At 65.2% G+C, this 19,199-nt stretch carries 21 protein-coding genes and 1 tRNA gene; 17 read left to right on the forward strand and 5 right to left on the reverse strand.

Annotated elements, in window-relative coordinates; translation table 11 throughout:
* Positions 1-34: 34 nt before the first annotated feature.
* From uppS to rpmE, 8 genes are all read left to right on the forward strand, one after another.
* Complete coding sequence (gene uppS, locus C0V78_RS01330) at positions 35-679, forward strand: polyprenyl diphosphate synthase (RefSeq protein ID WP_254049921.1); 645 nt, start codon at positions 35-37, stop codon at positions 677-679.
* Positions 666-1,376, forward strand: a complete 711-nt coding sequence (locus C0V78_RS01335; RefSeq protein ID WP_101796083.1) for a phosphatidate cytidylyltransferase — start codon at positions 666-668, stop codon at positions 1,374-1,376. The genes uppS and C0V78_RS01335 overlap by 14 nt, the downstream gene beginning before the upstream one ends.
* Complete coding sequence (locus C0V78_RS01340) at positions 1,376-2,530, forward strand: 1-deoxy-D-xylulose-5-phosphate reductoisomerase (RefSeq protein ID WP_101796084.1); 1,155 nt, start codon at positions 1,376-1,378, stop codon at positions 2,528-2,530. Before C0V78_RS01335 ends, C0V78_RS01340 begins: the two co-directional genes overlap by 1 nt.
* Position 2,531: 1 nt before the next feature.
* Entirely contained in the window at positions 2,532-3,650 is a 1,119-nt protein-coding gene (gene rseP, locus C0V78_RS01345; protein WP_254049778.1) for an RIP metalloprotease RseP, read from the forward strand.
* 171 nt (positions 3,651-3,821) lie between these two features.
* Positions 3,822-6,653: an outer membrane protein assembly factor BamA gene (gene bamA / locus C0V78_RS01350; protein ID WP_101796085.1), complete on the forward strand. Its 2,832-nt coding sequence runs from the start codon at positions 3,822-3,824 to the stop codon at positions 6,651-6,653.
* A complete protein-coding gene (locus tag C0V78_RS01355; RefSeq protein ID WP_101796086.1) occupies positions 6,653-7,399 on the forward strand; it encodes an OmpH family outer membrane protein in 747 nt (248 codons plus the stop codon). The genes bamA and C0V78_RS01355 overlap by 1 nt, the downstream gene beginning before the upstream one ends.
* A 21-nt stretch (positions 7,400-7,420) precedes the next feature.
* Entirely contained in the window at positions 7,421-7,891 is a 471-nt protein-coding gene (gene fabZ, locus C0V78_RS01360) for a 3-hydroxyacyl-ACP dehydratase FabZ (RefSeq protein ID WP_101796087.1), read from the forward strand.
* Between the two features lie 211 nt (positions 7,892-8,102).
* Positions 8,103-8,327, forward strand: a complete 225-nt coding sequence (gene rpmE / locus C0V78_RS01365) for a 50S ribosomal protein L31 (protein ID WP_101796088.1) — start codon at positions 8,103-8,105, stop codon at positions 8,325-8,327.
* A gap of 82 nt (positions 8,328-8,409) precedes the next feature.
* Here rpmE and C0V78_RS01370 read toward each other — a convergent pair whose 3' ends face one another.
* The 5 genes from C0V78_RS01370 to C0V78_RS01390 form a co-directional block, all read right to left on the reverse strand.
* Positions 8,410-8,760: a PilZ domain-containing protein gene (locus tag C0V78_RS01370; RefSeq protein WP_101796089.1), complete on the reverse strand. Its 351-nt coding sequence runs from the start codon at positions 8,758-8,760 to the stop codon at positions 8,410-8,412.
* 74 nt (positions 8,761-8,834) lie between these two features.
* Entirely contained in the window at positions 8,835-9,575 is a 741-nt protein-coding gene (locus C0V78_RS01375; protein WP_101796090.1) for a proteasome-type protease, read from the reverse strand.
* Positions 9,576-9,598: 23 nt separating this feature from the next.
* Positions 9,599-10,414 carry a transglutaminase family protein gene (locus C0V78_RS01380; protein ID WP_101796091.1) on the reverse strand — a complete coding sequence of 272 codons (816 nt, stop codon included), beginning with the start codon at positions 10,412-10,414 and terminating at the stop codon, positions 9,599-9,601.
* On the reverse strand, positions 10,414-11,358 hold the full coding sequence (locus tag C0V78_RS01385; RefSeq protein ID WP_101796092.1) for an alpha-E domain-containing protein: 945 nt from the start codon (positions 11,356-11,358) through the stop codon (positions 10,414-10,416). The genes C0V78_RS01380 and C0V78_RS01385 overlap by 1 nt, the downstream gene beginning before the upstream one ends.
* Positions 11,358-12,788 (reverse strand): circularly permuted type 2 ATP-grasp protein, encoded by a 1,431-nt coding sequence (locus tag C0V78_RS01390; protein ID WP_101796093.1) that lies wholly within the window; start codon positions 12,786-12,788, stop codon positions 11,358-11,360. The genes C0V78_RS01385 and C0V78_RS01390 overlap by 1 nt, the downstream gene beginning before the upstream one ends.
* Positions 12,789-13,067: 279 nt before the next feature.
* Between C0V78_RS01390 and C0V78_RS01395 the strand changes: the two genes are divergently transcribed.
* The 9 genes from C0V78_RS01395 to C0V78_RS01430 all read left to right on the forward strand — a co-directional run bounded on the left by C0V78_RS01395 (position 13,068) and on the right by C0V78_RS01430 (position 19,190).
* A tRNA-His gene (locus C0V78_RS01395) sits at positions 13,068-13,144 on the forward strand.
* 41 nt (positions 13,145-13,185) lie between these two features.
* Positions 13,186-14,253: an amino acid dehydrogenase gene (locus C0V78_RS01400; protein WP_101796094.1), complete on the forward strand. Its 1,068-nt coding sequence runs from the start codon at positions 13,186-13,188 to the stop codon at positions 14,251-14,253.
* A gap of 77 nt (positions 14,254-14,330) precedes the next feature.
* Complete coding sequence (ccmC, locus tag C0V78_RS01405; RefSeq protein ID WP_101796095.1) at positions 14,331-15,059, forward strand: heme ABC transporter permease CcmC; 729 nt, start codon at positions 14,331-14,333, stop codon at positions 15,057-15,059.
* Positions 15,059-15,199: a heme exporter protein CcmD gene (gene ccmD / locus C0V78_RS14710; RefSeq protein WP_144039814.1), complete on the forward strand. Its 141-nt coding sequence runs from the start codon at positions 15,059-15,061 to the stop codon at positions 15,197-15,199. The genes ccmC and ccmD overlap by 1 nt, the downstream gene beginning before the upstream one ends.
* Positions 15,196-15,654: a cytochrome c maturation protein CcmE gene (ccmE, locus tag C0V78_RS01410; protein WP_101796096.1), complete on the forward strand. Its 459-nt coding sequence runs from the start codon at positions 15,196-15,198 to the stop codon at positions 15,652-15,654. Before ccmD ends, ccmE begins: the two co-directional genes overlap by 4 nt.
* Complete coding sequence (locus C0V78_RS01415; protein ID WP_101796097.1) at positions 15,651-17,594, forward strand: heme lyase CcmF/NrfE family subunit; 1,944 nt, start codon at positions 15,651-15,653, stop codon at positions 17,592-17,594. The genes ccmE and C0V78_RS01415 overlap by 4 nt, the downstream gene beginning before the upstream one ends.
* Entirely contained in the window at positions 17,591-18,142 is a 552-nt protein-coding gene (locus tag C0V78_RS01420) for a redoxin family protein (protein ID WP_101796098.1), read from the forward strand. Before C0V78_RS01415 ends, C0V78_RS01420 begins: the two co-directional genes overlap by 4 nt.
* The gene (locus C0V78_RS01425; RefSeq protein ID WP_254049779.1) at positions 18,139-18,546 is read left to right on the forward strand and encodes a cytochrome c-type biogenesis protein; all 408 of its coding nucleotides are present in this window, start codon (positions 18,139-18,141) and stop codon (positions 18,544-18,546) included. The genes C0V78_RS01420 and C0V78_RS01425 overlap by 4 nt, the downstream gene beginning before the upstream one ends.
* Positions 18,546-19,190, forward strand: coding sequence for a tetratricopeptide repeat protein (locus C0V78_RS01430; protein WP_101796099.1), 645 nt, complete (start codon positions 18,546-18,548; stop codon positions 19,188-19,190). Before C0V78_RS01425 ends, C0V78_RS01430 begins: the two co-directional genes overlap by 1 nt.
* Positions 19,191-19,199: the final 9 nt, after the last annotated feature.

The raw sequence follows: 19,199 nt of genomic DNA on the forward strand, positions 1-19,199 counted from the left end.
CGCGGATCATGGCGCCCGTCATGTCGCCATCATCATGGACGGCAACGGGCGGTGGGCGAAGAAGCGCATGCTGCCGCGCGCCATGGGCCACAAGAAGGGCGTGGAAGCCGTGCGCAAGGTCGTGCGCGCGGCCAAGGACCTCGGGCTCGAGGCGCTGACGCTCTATGCCTTCAGCACCGAGAACTGGCGCCGCTCCGAAGAGGAAGTCGGCGCCCTGATGGGGCTGATGAAGGCCTTTATCATCGCCGACCTCGATGAGTTCGCAGCCAACAACGTGCGTTTGCGGATTATCGGCGATTACAATGCCTTTCCGCCGGATGTTGTCGAACTGGTTGAAAAGGCGCTGGCGCGCACCGCGGCCAATACCGGGACGACGCTGGCCGTGGCGCTGAACTACGGCGCCCAGGACGAGATTGCCCGCGCGGCCACCAAGGCTGCCGCCAAGGGGCCGATCACGCCGGAAACCATCGAGGCTGAACTCGACACGGCCGGGATGCCGCCGCTGGACCTGCTGATCCGCACGTCGGGAGAAGTGCGCCTGTCCAACTTCCTGCTGTGGCAGGCGGCCTATGCCGAAATGATGTTTGTCGATACGTTGTGGCCCGATTTCACGCCCGAGCATCTGGCCGGGGCGCTGGAACAGTTCGCACAGAGGGAGCGGCGCTATGGCGGGCGTTGAGGCGAAGAAGAGCGACCTGGGCGTTCGCACGGCATCGGCCGTGGTCATGGTTGCGGTCGCCGGTGCGGCCTTGTGGCTGGGCGGATGGCTCTGGGCGCTGTTCGTCGGCGCAATCGCCACGGGCGTGCTGTGGGAATGGCGCGGGCTGGTGCGCGGCTTTGCCGCCACGCCCATGCAGCAGACGCTGTGGAATATCGGCGGCATCGTCTACATCGGCTTTGCCACGGCCATGCTGCTGTTCCTGCGCAGCGAGTTCTTCCCGGTTATCGCCCCGGTTTCGGTCATCCTTGGCGTGATCGCCACCGATGTCGGTGCCTATTTTGCCGGACGGACGATCGGCGGGCCGAAAATTGCCCCTGCGATCAGCCCGTCGAAGACCTGGGCCGGGCTGTTTGGCGGCATGACCGGAGCAACACTCTCTTTTGCCACGCTCATGGCCTATCGGTCCGAAGCCGGCCTTGGCGGCATTGCCACCATCGCCTGGAGCGAGGCCGTGTTCTTCGGCTGCTTCACTGCGGTGATCGCGCAGGCCGGCGACTTCTTCGAAAGCTGGATGAAGCGCCGCGCCGGCGTGAAGGATTCGGGCAAGTTGATCCCCGGGCACGGCGGCCTGTTCGACCGTGTCGATGGACTGCTTGCGGTTGTTTTCATTGGCGGGTTGCTGATGGCGGGCGCCGGATTGCTGGGCCTCAACTGATGACCCGTTCGATTTCCATCCTTGGCGCGACCGGCTCGATCGGGGCCTCGACGCTCGATCTGGTCCGTCGCAACCGGGATGCGTGGAAGGTCGTGGCGCTTACCGCCAATGGCAATGCGCGGGAACTGGCAAGGCTGGCGGCTGAATTTTCCGCCGAGATTGCCGTTGTAGCCGATGAAGGCTGCCTTCCCGAATTGCAGGCCGCTCTCGCCGGGTCGCGGATCGAGGTTGCTGGCGGGAAGGCAGCCCTGACCGCTGCCGCCACCCGCCAGGCGGACATCACCGTTGCCGCGATCGTCGGCTGCGCCGGCCTTGAGCCGACCATGGCGGCAATCGAGCAGGGCAGGACCGTGGCGCTGGCCAACAAGGAGGCGCTTGTCTCTGCCGGCGACGTTATGATGGACGCGGTTAAGCGCCACGGCACCACGCTGCTGCCGATGGACAGCGAACACAACGCCATCTTCCAGTGCCTTGCCGGCAATTCCTATGACCATGTCCGCTCAATCACCCTGACAGCCAGCGGCGGTCCGTTCCGCGACTGGTCGGCGGATCAGCTCGCCACGGCCACCCCGGCCCAGGCGGTGAAGCACCCTAACTGGGACATGGGCGCGAAGATCAGCGTCGATAGCGCCACCATGTTCAACAAGGGCCTTGAACTGATCGAGGCGCATCACCTGTTTCCGGTAGGGCTGGAGCGGCTGCGGATCATCGTCCACCCGCAATCGATCATCCATTCGATGGTCGAATACCGCGACGGATCGACGCTGGCCCAGCTTGGCCCTTCCGACATGCGCGTGCCCATCGCCTCGTGCCTGGCCTGGCCGCAGCGCATGGATACGCCCTGCGCCCCGCTCGACCTTGCCGCCATCGGCGAGCTGACCTTCCGCGCGCCCGACGAGCAGCGCTTTCCCGCCACTCGCCTGTGCCGCGAGGCCGCCGAAGCGGGCGGGGCGGCTCCCGCCGTTCTCAATGCCGGAAACGAGGTGGCCGTGGCGGCTTTCCTTGCCGGTAAGCTGGCGTTCACCCGCATCGCGGTAGAGGTTGGCCGACTGATGGACCGTTTCTCCCCCGCCGCGCCTGCTTCCCTTGGCGATGTGATGGCTGTAGATGCCGAAGCGCGGGCGCTCGCCACGCAGATGCTGGAGCCTGCCTGACTTGTTTCAATTTCCTCCCCTGATCCAGTCGATCATCGGATTCCTGCTGCTCATCGGCCCGCTCGTCGTGCTGCATGAGCTGGGCCACTACCTCGTTGCCCGCTGGCTGGGCGTGAAGAGCGACGTCTTCTCGATCGGTTTCGGCAAGGAGCTGTGGGGCTGGACCGACAAGCGCGGCACGCGCTGGCGGCTCGCGGCGATCCCGCTGGGCGGCTATGTCCAGTTCGCAGGCGACGGTAACGCCGTCAGCCAGACCGACGAGGACAAGATCGGGGCCATGAGCGCCGAGGAACGCAGCCATGCCTTTGCCACGCAGCCGCTGTGGAAGCGCGCGCTGATCGTTGCCGCAGGGCCGGTGGCGAACATCCTTGTCGCCGTGGTCATCTTTGCCGCGTTCTTCATGGCTTTCGGCAAGATTGCCGCGCCGCCGGTGATCGGTGAATTCGGGGAAAATGCAGCGGCACAGGCCGCGGGCCTCAAGCTGGGTGACCGCATTGTCGCCATCGACGGCGCGAAGATCGAGGAATTCCCCGATATCGCCGAACGGGTTGCCCCCTATCCCGGCCAGGAAGTGACGCTGGTGATCCGGCGCGACGGGCAGGAGTTCGAGCGCAAGGTCCGCCTGCAGGACTTCGTCAAGCGCGACAAGTTCGGCAACGAGACGCACATCGGCCTGCTGGGCATCCGCCCGACGACGATCGAGGTGATCGAGGTCGGGCCGGTCAAGGCCGTTGCCCTGGCCTTCGAGGAGAGCTGGGGAATCGTCCGCACGCTCACCGTCGGGCTCAAGCAGATCATCACTGGCGAACGATCGCTCGACGAGCTGGGCGGACCGGTGAAAACCGCGAAATTCTCGGGCGAACAGCTCAGCCTCGGCTGGCTCAGCTTCGTCTCTTTCATCGGCTTCATTTCGATTAACTTGGCATTCATCAACCTCTTGCCAATTCCCACCCTCGATGGCGGGCACCTGGCATTCTACGCTGCGGAGGCCGTGCGCCGTCGCCCGGTCGATGCCAAGGGCCAGGAATGGGCGTTCCGCACCGGGCTGGCCTTCGTGCTTGCCCTTATGCTGTTCGTCACAATCAACGACATCGCTTCGCTGCTGCCGATCGGCAAATAGCCGGTGGACGGCAGCGGAAAAGCGGGGGCGGGAAGGGACTGATTGCTTGATAACCGGCATTTCATCGGGCAGAGGGCTCGCTTGGGATTTAATGGGCTTGCGCTTGCGTCTTGTGCGCCTGACTGCGGCCACAATTGATCGGAATACGGCGTGTCGATGATGGGACGGACTATGGCATTGAACTCGAATTTCCGTCGCAACTCGACGCGTCTGGCGGCCCTGCTGGCAACCACTGTCCTCGCCGGACTGCCCGCCGCCGCGATGGCCCAGTCGGCTCCGGCAGCTGCGCCTGCCCCGGCCCCGGCAGCAGCCCCCGCTGCGGCTGAGCCCGCGCCGCAGCTCGTCCGCTCGCTCGACGTTGCCGGCAACCAGCGTCTCGAACGCGATACCATCCTGTCCTACATCCGTATGCGCCTTGGCCAGCCCTATACCCAGGCCAGCGCCGACCAGGCCCTGAAGGACCTCTACGCGACCGAGCTGTTCTCCGACGTGCAGGTGCGCAGCGACGGCAACGGCAACGTGGTGATCCAGGTCAAGGAAAACCCGGTCATCAACCGCATCATCTACGAGGGCAACAAGCGCCTCAAGGAAGAGAAGCTGGCCCCCGAAGTGAAGCTGGCCCCGCGCCAGATCTTCACCCGTTCGAAGGTGCGCGCCGACGTTGCCCGCATCATCGAGCTTTACAAGCGCCAGGGCCGCTTCGCCGCGACGGTCGAACCGAAGATGGTCATGCTTGACCAGAACCGCGTCGACATCGTTTTCGAAATCAACGAGGGCCCGCGCTCGAAGGTTCGCCAGATCAACATCATCGGCAACGAAAAGTTCGACGATGGCGAGCTGCGCAGCGAGATGCTGACCAAGCAGAGCCGCACCTGGCGCCTGTTCTCGTCGAAGGACAGCTACGATCCCGATCGCCTGGCCTATGACCAGCAGAAGCTGCGCCAGTTCTACCTGACGCAGGGCTATGCCGATTTCCGCGTCGTTTCCGCCGTGGCCGAACTGACGCCGGACAAGAAGGACTTCATCATCACCTACGTGGTGGAAGAAGGCCAGCGCTACAAGTTCGGCGACGTGAAGGTGGAAAGCCAGCTTCGCGACTTCGATGGCGACGTGCTGGCCAAGCAGCTGCCGATGAAGAAGGACGACTGGTATAATGCCAAGCTCGTCGAAGACACCATCGACAAGCTGAACCAGACCGCCGGCGCCTTCGGCTATGCCTTCGCCGATGTCGAACCGAACTATGACCGCAGCAAGGAAGACCTCACCATGGGGATTACCTTCCGCATTGCGGAAGCGCCCCGCGTCTATGTCGAAAAGGTCGAGATCAACGGCAACACGCTGACGCAGGACAAGGTGATCCGTCGCGAATTCCGTCTTTCGGAAGGCGATGCGTTCAACTCGCTGCAGGTCAAGCGTTCGACCAACCGCATCAACTCGCTGGGCTATTTCCAGGAGAAATTCGAGGTCAAGCAGGAGCAGGGCTCCGCGCCTGACCGCGTGGTGCTGAAGGCCGATATCGAGGAAAAGCCCACCGGCGAACTCCAGCTTTCGGCCGGTTTCTCCTCGATCGAAAGCTTCATCCTCCAGGCCTCGGTCCAGCAGCGCAACTTCCGCGGCCGCGGCCAGACGGTCGGTGCCTCGGTCAGCTATTCGCGCTACTCCAAGTCGGCGCAGCTGAGCTTCACCGAGCCTTATGTGTTCGACCGCAACATCTCGTTCGGTGCCGACATCTACCGGCGCGATTACAACAACTTCAACTTCTCCGGCCAGGATCGCAACACGCTCTACGGCCAGACGACGACCGGCTTCCAGATGCGCGCGGGCGTGCCGCTCAGCGAATATACCAGCCTGGTCGGCCGCTATACCTTCAACGTCGACAACGTGACGCTGGACGAGAACCAGTTCTACACCGGCGGTGCCTGCGACCCGCTGCTCGCCGGCCGCTACCTGTGCGACGCCATCGGCAAGCGCACGACCTCAAGCCTCGGCCTGACCTGGATCTACGACACGCTGGACAACCGCGTACGCCCCAGCCGTGGCCACACCGTTTCGCTTACCGGTGAATTCGCCGGCCTTGGCGGCTCGGTGAAATATGCCCGCTTCTCGCTGAATGCTGCCAAGTACTGGCCGCTGGGCAAGGGCTGGATCTTCTCGGTCTCGGGCGAAGGCGGCATCATCAAGGGGCTGAACAACGGCGGCGACGTGCGCCTGACCGACCGCTTCTACCTCGGCGAACCGCAGATCCGCGGCTTCGACATCCGCGGTGTCGGCCCGCGCGTGCTGCGCAAGCCCTATGTCGATACGCCCGGTATCTTCACCTCGGGCAGCTATTGCTACGTGCCCGAAGTGCCCGCGACCTCGACCACTGCGGCGATCCCGGCAGTTCGCACGGCGGCCAATTCGATCAAGGACTGCGCCGAGAACCAGACCTTCCTCGAAGCGGGCGGCGTTACCGGCGATCGCGATACCTGGCAGGACGACGCCATCGGCGGCCGGTACTACTACCTTGGCCGCATGGAGCTGGAAATCCCGCTGGGCTCGGGTGCACGCGAAATGGGCATCCGTCCGTCGATCTTCCTCGACGCTGGCGCGGTCTGGTCGATCCGCAGCCCGCAGCTGACCGATACGGCTGACCTCAATGGCGATGGCGTGATCGACAACCCGACCGGGCAGGTGTTCATCGCCTCGCGCGATCCGCAGTCGGGCCTGCCGCTCTACACCGTCACCTGCAACGGCACGCCGACCACCTCGGGCAGCGCCACGGCGCCCAGCCTGCCGAGCACCTGCACCGGCACGGGCGATGGCGTGATCGCGCTGGGCAGCAACACCGCGTTCAAGGAATTCTTCCTTGGCAATTCGTGGAAGCCGCGCGTCGCCATCGGCATCGGCTTCAACTGGAACTCGCCGTTCGGTCCGTTCCGCCTCGATTTCGCCAAGACCCTGCTCAAGCAGCCGGGCGACGATACCAAGTCCTTCACTTTCAACGTAGGAACCCAATTCTGATGAAGACCACTCTCAAGGCTCTCGCGCTTGCTTCGCCTGCCGCGCTGCTGCTGGCGGCTCCTGCGCAGGCGCAGGTTGCCGGCATCGCCACTGCCAACCCGACCGTCGCGGTTGGCCGGACCAAGGCCTTTGCTGCGGCGAACCAGAAGATCGACACGAATTACAAGTCGGCGTTCGAACAGATCGACGCGCGTCGCAAGTCGGCCCAGGGGATCATCCAGCCGCTGCTCGCCCAGCTTGATACCAACAAGGACAAGAAGGTCGACGATGCCGAACTGGAAGCGGCAAACAAGGCCAACAATCCGGTGCTGAAGCAGATCGACGATGCCGAGAAGGCCGCCCAGGCTGATATAAGCCGCCTCAGCTCGCCCGTCGTGCGTTCGCAGGCCTATGCCATCGAACAGCTGCTGGCGCAGTACAAGGCCGCGCAGGACCGCGTGGTTGCCGCGCGTCGCGTGTCGGTGATCCTGACGCCGGATTCGTTCATCTATGCGCCGCCGGAAGCAGACCTGACCCAGGCCATTGCCGCGGAACTCGATACGCTTGTGCCGAACCCGTCGATCGATGCCCCGACTACCTGGGCTCCCCAGCAGCAGACGCTCGAACTGCAGCAGCAGCTTGGTCGTCTCATGCAGATCGACATGAGCCGTGCCGCCCAGGCTGCGCAGGCCCAGGGCGCCAATGCCCAGGCTCCGGCGGCCCAGCCGGCCGCCAATGCCAAGCCGAAGAAGCCTTCGGGCCGCTAAGAGCCAGCACGGGGGCAGGGCATGAGCGAGGAAACCGGCACCGCCGTTGAGGCGAAGTCGATGGACATCACCGGCATTCTCGCGGCCCTGCCGCATCGGTATCCGATGCTGCTGGTCGACCGCGTGGTCAGCCTCGTCCCCGACGGGCAGATCCACGCGGTGAAGGCGGTCAGCTTCAACGAGGGCTTTTTCCAGGGCCACTTTCCGGGCCGCCCGATCATGCCGGGCGTGCTGCAGATCGAGGCGCTGGCCCAGGCTGCCGGCATCCTCGCCATCGAAACGCTCGGCCTCGCCGGAACCGGCAAGCTGGTCTATTTCATGGCGATCGAGGATGCCAAGTTCCGCGCTCCGGTGGAACCGGGCGTCCTGCTGAACCTGGAAGCGGGCTTCGTCCAGAAGCGCGCCCGCGTCTGCAAGTTCTGGGGCAAGGCCTCGGTGGACGGCAAGGTGACCTGCGAGGTGAACTTCACGGCGATGATCGCCGGTTCCTGACGGGTGCGGCAAGGGCGTCCGTCCTTGCCTTGCTATTCCGCCCCGCTCCCCCGGCCCGACCACCCGACAGTATACCCTATGGGTGGTCGGGCCGGGGGAGCGGGACGGAACAGAAACCAGCCGAAAGGCTGGACAAACAGGCGCAGCATGGCTATGCGCGCGCCTTCCATTTCAGGCCGGTCGGAACCGGCCATAGCGAAAGTGTGAGACTATGAAGGCCGATGTCCATCCCGACTATCACATGATCAAGGTGCAGATGACCGACGGCACCGTGTTCGAAACCCGCTCCACCTGGGGCAAGGAAGGCGACACGCTGGTACTGGAAATCGATCCCACCTCGCACCCGGCGTGGACCGGCGGTACGCGCCAGCTGGACACCGGCGGCCGCGTTGCCCAGTTCAACAAGCGCTTCGGCGGGCTTACGCTCAAGAAGTAAGTTGGCCCCGCAAGGGAAAAGCAAAAGGGCGGCCGATTGGTCGCCCTTTTTCGTTGCTGTTAGCGAATCTGCCCCGGCGGGCTTACCATTCGTCCTGCATGGCGATCTGGTCCATCCAGTCCTGCCGGTCGCGGGTGAGGGGGCGCAGGAATTCGATACCCGCCGCGCCGTCGCGCGTCCAGCGCACGATGCCATCCACCGGCTTGCCGCGTCCCAGGCTGATCGAGACGATCCCGCCGGTCCGAACCCAGTCCGCTTCCGAACGGATCGCGCAGCCGAGCGTCGATATGTCGCGCAGACGGGCGCCTTCGCGCTTGCCGTCCACGCTGGTGATGCTGGCGATTGCGCGCACCTTGCTGCGCGCCGCCTTGCGTTCGACGAAAGCGCGGCTCGAAGCCGACTTGCCCCTGGTTGCCGTTGCCCGTGTTGCCATAGCGCGTGATCCGGTCACCCGGAATTCCCCATAGTTTCACGCTCAGGGCTAGCGAACACCGGTAAACAAGCGGTTTATTGACCGAAGGTGAAGTCCGGCAGTTCATGGAACGCGCGGCGCAGCGCTTCGCCCCAGCCAGCGGAGACGGCGCGGAAATAGGGATCGTCCGCCGTGATGCGGCGCTGGTGCAGCGGCTCGAACTTGTCACGCTCGATAACCAGCAGGTCGAGCGGCAGACCCACCGAGAGGTTGGCCTTGATCGTCGAATCGAAGCTGACCATCAGCAGCTTCACCGCATCCTCGAAGCTCATGTCGCTTGAATAGCCGCGCACCAGGATCGGGCGTCCGTACTTGGTCTCGCCGATCTGGAAATAGGGCGTGTCGAAACTCGCCTCGATGAAATTGCCTTCTGGGTAGATCAGGAACAGGCGCGGCTCCATGCCGGCGATCTGGCCCGCCACGATGATCGAGGCGTGGAACATGTCGGTGCTGGCCTGTCCGCTCTCCGCCTTCTGCGCGACGATAGTATCATTGAGCAGCTTGCCAACCTGGGTTGCCACCTGGAACATGGTCGGCGCTTCGAGCAGCGAATTGTGCCGTTCCGATGGGGCCTTGTTGCGCTCTTCCAGCTGGCTGATCACCGATTGCGTGGTGGCAAGGTTGCCGGCGGTCATCACCGCGATCACGCGCTCGCCAGGGACCGACCACTGGAACATCTTGCGGAAGGTGGAAACGTTGTCGATGCCCGCATTGGTGCGGGTGTCGCTCATCATCACCAGCCCCTTGTCGAGCAGCATTCCCACGCAATAGGTCACGGCAATTCCCCTTCGCCTGCCGCTTACTGTTCGGCGATCTGCTGTTCAACCGCCAGGCTCACCGCCAGGGCGGCTTCTCCCGCGCCGAAGGATATGCCGGTGATCGGCGCTGCCTCGCGATAGTCGCAGCCGCTGGCGACGCGGACATAGCGGGCATCGGGGGAGATGCCGTTGGACACGTCGAAGCCCACCCAGCCCAGCCCATCCACGTGGGCCTCTGCCCAGCCGTGGCCCGCCTCCTGGTCGATGCGGTCATCCATCATCAGGTAGCCGCTGACATAGCGGGCCGGCACCCCCAGCGCGCGGGCGCAGCCGATGAAGATGTGGGCGTGGTCCTGGCAGACGCCGCGGCCGGCGGAAAAGGCTTCTTCCGCGCTGGTCGTCACGTCGGTGTGGCCGATTTCATAGCGCACCGCCTGCAAGACCGCGCCGGACAATTCATGGAGCATGGCGAGGCGGTCTGCCTTGCCCCCCTGAAGCGATCCGGCCAGCGCCCGCATCCGCGCGCCTGGGCGGGTGAGGGCGGTCTGCTGCTGGAAAAGCCACAGCGGCACGTGGCCGGTATGCGGCCCTAGCACGCCCGCCCGGTCAACCGTTTCGACAAGGCCCGCGCAGGTAATCGACAGGACGCTTGCCCCCGGCTCGATGGAAACCAGCGCGGTGTGGTTGTGATTATGGTCGTCGTACTCCGACTCGACGCGGGCACCTTCAAGCACCATCGACCAGTCCAGCACTTGCTGGCCGTGGGTTGGCTTGGGCCGCAGCCGCAGGCGCTGCAGGCCGTGCGCCACGGGTTGGCTGTAAAGGTAGCGGGTGGTGTGCCGTATCGCGAGGCGCATCAGTCGGTGAACCTGTAATCGGCGGCGATGGCATCGGCCGCCTGCCGGTTGCGGGCGATGAAATCGGCGATGAATTCGTGAAGGCCGAATTCGAGGATCGTGTCGATCGTCGCCTTGCGCAGCAGCATTGCCGTTTCGCTGACAAGAGCCTGTGCCGGTCCGGAGCGGCGATATTGCCGCGCGAGGCCTTCGATGTTGCTCTCCAGCTTGGCGTAGCACGAGGAAAGGCTGCGCGGAAAACGGCTGTCGAGGATCAGGAAATCGGCAATGCCGCGTGGATCGAGCTCACCCGCATTGAGCCAGCGATAGGCACGCTCGCCCGACACGGATCGCAGCACCGTTTCCCACTGCACATTGTCGAGGCTGGAGCCGACCCACGAGATCGAGGGCAGAAGGACATAATACTTCACGTCGAGAATGCGGGCCGTGTTGTCTGCCCGCTCCACGAAGGTGCCGATGCGCGCGAAGTTGTAAATGTCATTGCGCAGCATGGTGCCGTCCATCGCGCCGCGTACCAGGGTGGACTGGCGGCGGATTGCGGCGAGCACATCGCCCAGCGTGCTGGCCTTGATAGGCCGGGCAAGCTCGGCGCGCAGCACCATCCATGCCTCGTTCGTCGCTTCCCAGACCTCGCGGGTCAGGGCCGTGCGCACGGCGCGGGCGTTGGAGCGGGCCTGCTCGATCATGGCGAGGACCGAACCGGGGTTCCCCTTGCCGCGCAGGATCCAGTCCGTCACCAGCGGCCCGTTGACCTCGTCATGGACGGCGTGAAAGGCCTGGTCCTGCCCGATGGTGACAAGGACGGACTGCCACTCGCTGCTCGCCGCGCTGTGGCCGCGGGTCAGAGCGAGGCGGAAGCCGGTTTCGAGCAGGCGTGCGGTGTTCTCCGCCCGTTCGAGATAGCGGAACATCCAGAAGATGCCATCTGCGGTCCTGCCGAGCATCAGTCCTCCAGCACCCAGGAATCCTTGGTCCCGCCGCCCTGCGACGAATTGACCACCAGCGATCCCTTCTTCAGCGCAACGCGGGTCAGGCCGCCGGGGGTGATGTCTATCCCCTCTGGCGAGACGAGCACGAAGGGGCGCAGGTCCACGTGACGCGGCGCAAGGCCTGCCTTGGTGAAGATCGGCACGGTCGACAGCGCGAGCGTGGGCTGGGCGATGAAGTTTTCCGGCCGCGCCCGCAGCTTCCGGGCGAAGGCGGCAATCTCCGCCTTTGACGAGGTCGGGCCGATGAGCATGCCGTAACCGCCCGAACCGTGCACTTCCTTCACCACCAGCTCGGCCAGGTTGTCGAGCACATAGGCCAGCGAATCGGGTTCGGCGCAGCGCCAGGTGGGCACGTTCTGCAGGATCGGCTTCTCGCCGGTGTAGAACTCCACGATCTCGGGCATGAAGGAATAGATCGCCTTGTCGTCGGCAATACCGGTGCCCGGCGCATTGGCGATGGTGATGCCGCCGGCGCGGTAGATGTCCATGATGCCCGAGACGCCCAGCACCGAATGCGGGTTGAACGTCAGCGGATCGAGGTATTCATCGTCGACACGGCGATAGAGCACGTCGATCGGCTGGTAACCGCAGGTCGTGCGCATGGCGATGCGCCCGTCGATCACCCTGAGGTCGCTTCCTTCGACGAGCTCGGCGCCCATCTGGTCTGCCAGGAAGGCATGCTCGAAATAGGCGGAATTGTAGATGCCCGGCGTGAGCACGGCGACGGTCGGCCGGTCGCCCGCGATATCGGGCGCACAGGCGGCAAGGCTGCGGGCGAGGCGGCGCGGATAGTCCGAAACCGGGCGGACCTGCACCCGGGTGAACAGTTCCGGGAACATCGCCATCATCGTTTCGCGGTTTTCCAGCATGTAGGAAACGCCGCTGGGGGTGCGGGCATTGTCTTCCAGCACCATGAATTCGCCCGGGCCGGTGCGGATCAGGTCAATCCCGACGATATGGGTATAGACGCCGCCCGGGGGCGTGAAGCCCACCATCTCGCGCAGGAAGGCGCTGTTCCCATCGAGCAGCCGCTGCGGCAGCTTGCCGGCGCGGACGATTTCCTGCCGGTGGTAAAGGTCGTGAAGAAAGGCGTTGAGCGCCCGAACGCGCTGTTCGATGCCGCGCGAAAGCTGGCGCCATTCAGCCGCGGTGATGATCCGCGGGATCATGTCGAAGGGGATCAGGCGTTCTTCGCCGGCATCGTCGCCATAGACGTTGAAGGTGATGCCGGTGCGGCGAAAGAAGGTCTCGGCCTCTGCATCCTGGCGTCTCAGCCAGGCCGGGTCCTGTTCGTCGTACCATTGGCGAAAGGCCGTGTAGGCAGGACGGATAGCACCGGATTCGTCCAGCATCTCGTCGTAATTCACGGGCTTAGGTGACGGCATTGCGACTCCCTGTTGACACGATTGATGCCGCATTGCCGGACAAATGCAATCGAATTTATGCTGCACCTGCGAAAAGAATGGCCGAGGGCAGATTCGCGGGCAAGGCCGGGGCACCTTGCGGGGGCGCGTAATAAAATTACGCCGTTCCACCTCAGGCCAAATTTTCGCTTCCCTATCGGCCCCGCTTGTGCAAGAGGCCGCGCCTGCGCCGGAAGACGCTTGTCAGCTTCCCCGGTGCTGCCTAACAGCGCCGCCGCAAGGCACGCGCTGGCGGCTATGGCGATCGTAGCTCAGTTGGTTAGAGCGCCGGTTTGTGGTACCGGAGGTCGTGGGTTCGAACCCCATCGATCGCCCCATTTCCCCAGTCCGCCCGCGTCCTTCGCTATGGAGGATCGGCGTGAGTGCATTCTGGGAAGAACCCGATTTCGATGATCACGAAATGGTGCAGGTGGTGCGCGATCGCGCATCGGGCCTGACCGCGATCATCGCCCTGCATTCGACTCACCTTGGCCCCGGTGCGGGCGGAACGCGCTTCTGGCACTATGCCGAGCCGGCCGCCGCAATGCGCGATGCGCTGCGCCTGTCACGCGGGATGAGCTACAAGAACGCCATGGCCGGCCTGCCGATGGGCGGGGGCAAGGCAGTGATCCTGGCCGATGCCAATCGCAACAAGTCCGCCGCGCAGATTGCCGCTTTCGGCGATGCGATCGAGGCGCTGGGCGGGCGCTATGTCACGGCCGAGGATGTCGGCATGACCGAGGCCGACATGGTGGCGATCCACCAGCGCACCCGGCACGTCTGCGGCCTGCCGGCCACGGACCCCGATCTTGCCGGTGGCGATCCCGGCCCCTTCACCTCGCGCGGCATCTTCCACGGTGTGAAGGCGGCGGTGCGGCACAAGCTGGGGCGCGATGACCTTACAGGCGTCCACGTCGCGGTGCAGGGCACGGGCAGTGTCGGCGGCGGCCTTGCCCGCCTGCTCGCAGCGGAAGGCGCGCGCCTGACGCTTGCCGATGTCAATGCCGACCGGGCCAAGGCGCTTGCCGCCGAACTGGGCGCGACGGCGGTCGATGCCGCTACCATCATGGATGTCGAATGCGACGTGTTCAGCCCCAATGCGCTCGGCGCGATTCTCGACGATGCGGGAATCGCGCGGCTGAAGGCACCGATCGTCGCGGGCGGGGCGAACAACCAGCTTGCCCGGCCGGAACACGGCCCGATGCTGCACGAGCGCGGGATTCTCTATGCTCCGGACTATGTGATCAACGGCGGCGGCATCATTGCCGTAGTGCTCGAATACCTTGCGCGCGAGCGGGGCGAGCCGTGCACGCGGGCCGAAGTGATGGGCCGGCTTGAGGAAATTCCCCGCCGGCTCGAAGCCATCTGGCAGGAGAGCGAAGCGACCGCGCGGCCTGCCGATCAGGTGGCCGATGCCATGGCCCAGCGGCTGATCGGGCGCTGCTGATACAAGTCGGTGCAAGCTAGCTCTTGCCGAGCGCCGCGCACCCTGCCAAATGGCCGGAAATTCAAGACCGCGGACCCATGCACGGCTTTGCCAATCCCGCCCGTTTCCTGCGCCTCGCCCGGTGGTTGACGCCGCTGTTGCTGGTCACAGGCCTGTTACTGGCTGGCGGGGCCATGGCCTGGGGCGTTTTCGTCGGCCCGGCAGACGCCTTGCAGGGTGATTCGGTCCGCATCCTCTATCTCCATGTCCCGACTGCCTGGCTGGCCATGGGCGGCTGGACGGCGATTGCCATTGCCAGCCTGACCGAGATCGTCTGGCGTCACCCGCTTGCTTCCATCGCGGCGCGGGCCACGGCGGCGCCGGGTGCGGTTTTCGCCGCGATCTGCCTGGCTACCGGTTCGATCTGGGGGCGGCCCGCCTGGGGCACCTGGTGGGTGTGGGACGGCCGGCTGACCTCCATGCTCGTCCTGCTGTTCCTCTATTTCGGCTACATGGCGCTGTCCTCGGCTGCCGAGCAGGACGGTGCCGGCGGGGAATCGCGCATTCCGGCGATCTTCGGGCTTGTCGGTGCGGTGAACATCCCGGTGATCCATTATTCGGTCCTGTGGTGGAACAGCCTGCACCAGCCGCCCAGCATCTCGATGGGCAAGTCGGCCATGGCGGCGGACTTCCTTGTGCCGCTGCTGGTGGCGACGATCGGCTTCTCGCTGCTGTTCGGCGGCATCGTGCTTGCCCGCATGCGCGCCCTGCTGGCCGACATGCAGGCGCAGGCACGGCTGCGCCGCAAGGCAATGGCGTTCGACTGATGCAGGAAAACCTTGACCACTGGAGTTTCGTGATCGCCGCCTATGCGATCGGGCTTGTGGGCGTGCTGGGGCTTACCGCCTGGGCATGGATTTCGATGCGCCGCGCCGAAGCGCGCCGTGACAGGAGCCGCGAGAAATGAACGCCGCCTTGAAGCCCAAGCACCAGCGCCTGGTCCTGGTCCTGCTGGCAATGGTGGCGCTGATCGGCGCGGCCCTGCTGGCGATCTGGGGGCTGCGCAGCAACGCCTCCTATTTCTACCTGCCGGCAGACATCGCCGCCAATCGTCCCGCTCCTGACCAGGCCGTGCGGCTGGGCGGCATGGTGGAAGCCGGCAGCTATCGCCGCGAGGCGGATGGCGTGACCATCGCCTTCGTCGTCAACGATACCAAGGCCCGCGTGCCGGTGCGCTTCAAGGGCATCGTGCCCGACCTGTTCAAGGAAGGCTCGGGCGTGGTGGCAGAGGGCAAGCTGGGGGCCGATGGCGTCTTCGTTGCCGATAACCTGCTGGCCAAGCACGACGAGAAATACGTGCCGCGGGAAATGAAGGACATGACCGAGGCTCAGGCCCGCCAGACGGTGGAAGAAACCAAGTGACCGCCGAATTCGGCCTTGCCGCCCTCTGGCTCGCGGCCGCGCTGGCGGCGCTGCAACTGTTTGCCGGTGCCCTTGCCCTGACCCGCAAGGGCGAGGCACTGGGCGGAGCGGTTCGCCCCGCGGCCGTGGTTCAGGGCCTGCTGGCGCTCGCCTCGTTCATCGCGCTGGTCATCGTCTTCGTGCAGACCGACCTTTCGGTAAAGCTGGTGCATAACAACTCGCACTCGGCCAAGCCGATGCTTTACAAGCTGGCCGGTGCCTGGGGTAACCACGAAGGCTCCATGCTGCTGTGGGTGACGGTGATGGGCCTTGCGGGCAGCATTGTCGCCCTGGTTGAGCGGCGCCTGCCCGAAAAGACCATGCTGGCAACGCTTGCCGGGCAGGCCTTTGTCAGCCTGGGCTTCTATGCTTTCCTGCTGTTCTCTTCCAATCCCTTCACCCGCATGGCTCCGGCGCCAGAGGGCAGGGGCCTTAACCCGCTATTGCAGGATCCCGGCCTCGCCTTTCACCCGCCGACGCTTTACATTGGCTATGTCGGGCTTTCGATTGCCTTTTCCTTCGCCATCGGCGCGCTGATCACGCGGGAAGTCTCGCCCGCCTTCGCCCGCGCCATGCGTCCCTGGGTGCTGGGCGCCTGGATCTTCCTGACGCTCGGCATCGTGGCCGGTTCCTACTGGGCCTATTACGAGCTGGGCTGGGGCGGCTGGTGGTTCTGGGACCCGGTGGAAAACGCCTCGCTGATGCCGTGGCTGGCGGCAACGGCGCTGCTCCATTCCTGTTCGGTGCTTGCTGCGCGCAATGCCCTGCGCGCCTGGACGGTGATGCTGGGCGTGGTCGCCTTTTCGATGTCGATGGTGGGCACCTTCCTCGTCCGCTCGGGCATCCTCACCTCGGTCCACGCCTTTGCCGTCGATCCCGAGCGCGGCTCGTTCATCCTTGCCCTGCTGGGGATCTACATCGGCGGCGCGCTGACCCTGTTCGGCCTGCGCGCCTCCACCGTTACCGAGGGTGAGCGTTTTGCCGTTGTCAGCCGCGAAAGCGCGCTGGTGTTCAACAACGTGATGCTTTCGTGCACGCTGGGCATCGTGCTGGTCGGCACGCTCTATCCGCTGCTGGCTGAGGCGCTGGGCCAGCAGGTTTCCATCGGCCCGCCCTATTTCAACCCGTTCACCGCGATCTTCGTCGTGCCGATGCTTCTGGTCATGGCGGTGGGGCCGCTGCTGCGCTGGCGGCGTGACGAGTTCGGCCGGGTGCGCAAGGGGCTGATACTTCCTGCCCTGGCCGGACTGCTCGTCCTGGGCCTGGCGATCTCGTGGAAGCCTGCGCACGTGCTGCCGGTCATCGGCCTGGCGCTTGCCCCCGCCATCGGTATTGCCAGCCTGTTGCCCCTGCGCGGGCGCAAGCTCAGGCAGGTGAAGCTGCCGCTTTGGGGCATGGTCTTTGCACACTTCGGCGTGGCCCTTTCGCTGTTCGGCATGGCCAGCGACAGCGCCTTCACCTCGGAAAAGCTGGTTGCCGTCAATGTCGGCGAAAAGGTCGCGGTCGGCCCCTGGCAGATCGGGCTCAAGTCCATCGATCCGGTTGCCGGGCCGAACTGGACTGCGCTCGAGGCGGTGATGGAAGCGCGCTACCACGGCGGAGATGCGATCACGCTGCATCCGCAATCGCGTTCGTTCTGGTCGCCGCCGCAGCAGACGAGCGAAAGCGCGCTCGTTACCCGCTGGAATGGCCAGCTTTACGCGGTGCTGGGCGATGAGTCGGAAGACGGACGCTGGCAGCTGCGCCTGTGGTGGAAGCCGTTCGTGCCGATGATCTGGTTCGGCGGCATCCTCATCGCCTTTGGCGGTTTTCTTGCCCTTCTGGGCCGGGTGGCGAGCGACCTTCGCCGCATCGTTGCACGCAACAAGATCAGCTATCGCCGGCAAAGGCAGGGCCGATGAGCGAAGCGCCGACCAAGGGTGCGCGCTGGGCGATGTGGCTGCCGCTGGGCCTGTTCGCGGGATTCGCGGCGCTGCTCGTCGTCGGCCTGATGTGGCCGGCGGACAAGACGGTGAAAAGCCGCTTCGTTGGCCAGCCCCTGCCGGAATTCAACCTGGCGGCGGCAAGCGATGACCGGCCGGGGCTTTCGCGCGCCGATTTCGTCGGCGGCAAGCCGCGCCTGCTCAATGTTTTCGCCTCGTGGTGCGTGCCCTGTGCGGCAGAAGCACCGCAGCTTGAAGCGCTGCGCCAGGCCGGGGTGGAAATCCACGGCGTGGCCCTGCGCGATCACAAGCCCGAACTGGCGGCCTTCCTGGCCCGCAACGGCAACCCCTTCAGCCGCATCGGGGCAGACAACCTTTCGGTCGTGCAGGTCGGCATCGGATCGGCGGGCGTGCCGGAAACCTTCGTGATCGACAGCAAGGGCGTCATCCGTCACCAGCACATCGGCGTGATCATGGCCGATGACGTGCCCAAGCTGCTGGCAAAGCTGAGGGAGGCGGAACAGTGAAGCGCCTGCTGATCGCCTTGATGCTCCTGTTCTCCGGCCCGCTGCTGGCCGACGATACGATGCCGCCGGCGCCTTATGCCAACCGCCAGCTCGACGATCCGAAGCTTGAGGCCAAGGCGCACGAGCTGATGCTGACGATCCGCTGCCTGACCTGCCAGAGCCAGTCGATCGCCGATTCCGATGCCTCGATGGCGGGCGACCTGCGCAACCAGATCCGCCAGCGCGTGGCGGCGGGCGAGGAGCCCGAGACGATCCGGCAATGGCTCGTTGCGCGCTATGGCGACTATATCAGCTATGCCCCGCAGGTGACTTCGCTCACCTGGCCGCTGTTCGTGCTGCCGGCGGTGCTGCTGCTGCTGGCCGCACTGATGTTGCGGCGGCGTTTTACCCGGAAGGAACCGTAATGGGCTGGGTGCTTGCCGGTCTGCTTGCCGTGCTGGCCTTCATCGGCATGGCGCTGGTGATGAAGATGCCGCGGCGGACGTGGGAGATCGGCGCGGCGGCGCTGGTGCTCGGCCTTGCGGGCTATGCCTTGCAGGGGCAGCCGGGCATGAAGGCCGCGCCGAAGGAAGCGGCCCAGAAGATTGCCTCGGGCGATGCCGCCGAAGAGGTGAAGGCACGCCGCGCGCTCGCGGGTGGTTCGTCGATGACGGACAAGTACCTCACCCCCGCTGACGCCATGTTCCGCCATGGCCAATATGCCGATGCCGCGGAAATGCTGCGCGGTGCGGTGGCTGAAGATCCGAAGAACGGCGAGGCCTGGCTGGCGATGGCCAACGCGCTTGTTGCCCATGCCGACAACAATCTTTCGCCCGCCTCCGTCCTCGCATTCCGCAAGGCGGAGCAGACGCTTCCTGGCCATCCGGGGCCGCCGTTCTTCCTGGGCCTGGCCCTGGCGCGATCGGGCCGGCTTGAGGAAGGGCGCGCGATCTGGGCGGAACTTCTGGCGCAAAGCCCGGCCGATGCACCCTGGCGGCCAGAGCTCACGGCCCAGCTCCAGGACCTCGATGCCTTCATCGCCCGGCAGAAGGCCATGCCCCGCCCGTAAATTCGTAAG

It is taken from the genome of Novosphingobium sp. TH158 (assembly GCF_002855555.1).
Taxonomy (GTDB): Bacteria; Pseudomonadota; Alphaproteobacteria; order Sphingomonadales; family Sphingomonadaceae; genus Novosphingobium.

Excerpts from the sequence above, each read along its gene's own strand:
- uppS (WP_254049921.1), top strand. The coding sequence starts at position 35 with ATGGACGGCAACGGGCGGTGGGCGAAGAAGCGCATGCTGCCGCGCGCC.
- C0V78_RS01335 (WP_101796083.1), top strand. The coding sequence starts at position 666 with ATGGCGGGCGTTGAGGCGAAGAAGAGCGACCTGGGCGTTCGCACGGCA.
- C0V78_RS01340 (WP_101796084.1), top strand. The coding sequence starts at position 1,376 with ATGACCCGTTCGATTTCCATCCTTGGCGCGACCGGCTCGATCGGGGCC.
- bamA (WP_101796085.1), top strand. The coding sequence starts at position 3,822 with ATGGCATTGAACTCGAATTTCCGTCGCAACTCGACGCGTCTGGCGGCC.
- C0V78_RS01355 (WP_101796086.1), top strand. The coding sequence starts at position 6,653 with ATGAAGACCACTCTCAAGGCTCTCGCGCTTGCTTCGCCTGCCGCGCTG.
- fabZ (WP_101796087.1), top strand. The coding sequence starts at position 7,421 with ATGAGCGAGGAAACCGGCACCGCCGTTGAGGCGAAGTCGATGGACATC.
- rpmE (WP_101796088.1), top strand. The coding sequence starts at position 8,103 with ATGAAGGCCGATGTCCATCCCGACTATCACATGATCAAGGTGCAGATG.
- C0V78_RS01370 (WP_101796089.1), bottom strand. The coding sequence starts at position 8,760 with ATGGCAACACGGGCAACGGCAACCAGGGGCAAGTCGGCTTCGAGCCGC.
- C0V78_RS01380 (WP_101796091.1), bottom strand. The coding sequence starts at position 10,414 with ATGCGCCTCGCGATACGGCACACCACCCGCTACCTTTACAGCCAACCC.
- C0V78_RS01385 (WP_101796092.1), bottom strand. The coding sequence starts at position 11,358 with ATGCTCGGCAGGACCGCAGATGGCATCTTCTGGATGTTCCGCTATCTC.
- C0V78_RS01390 (WP_101796093.1), bottom strand. The coding sequence starts at position 12,788 with ATGCCGTCACCTAAGCCCGTGAATTACGACGAGATGCTGGACGAATCC.
- ccmC (WP_101796095.1), top strand. The coding sequence starts at position 14,331 with ATGCACGGCTTTGCCAATCCCGCCCGTTTCCTGCGCCTCGCCCGGTGG.
- ccmD (WP_144039814.1), top strand. The coding sequence starts at position 15,059 with ATGCAGGAAAACCTTGACCACTGGAGTTTCGTGATCGCCGCCTATGCG.
- ccmE (WP_101796096.1), top strand. The coding sequence starts at position 15,196 with ATGAACGCCGCCTTGAAGCCCAAGCACCAGCGCCTGGTCCTGGTCCTG.
- C0V78_RS01420 (WP_101796098.1), top strand. The coding sequence starts at position 17,591 with ATGAGCGAAGCGCCGACCAAGGGTGCGCGCTGGGCGATGTGGCTGCCG.
- C0V78_RS01430 (WP_101796099.1), top strand. The coding sequence starts at position 18,546 with ATGGGCTGGGTGCTTGCCGGTCTGCTTGCCGTGCTGGCCTTCATCGGC.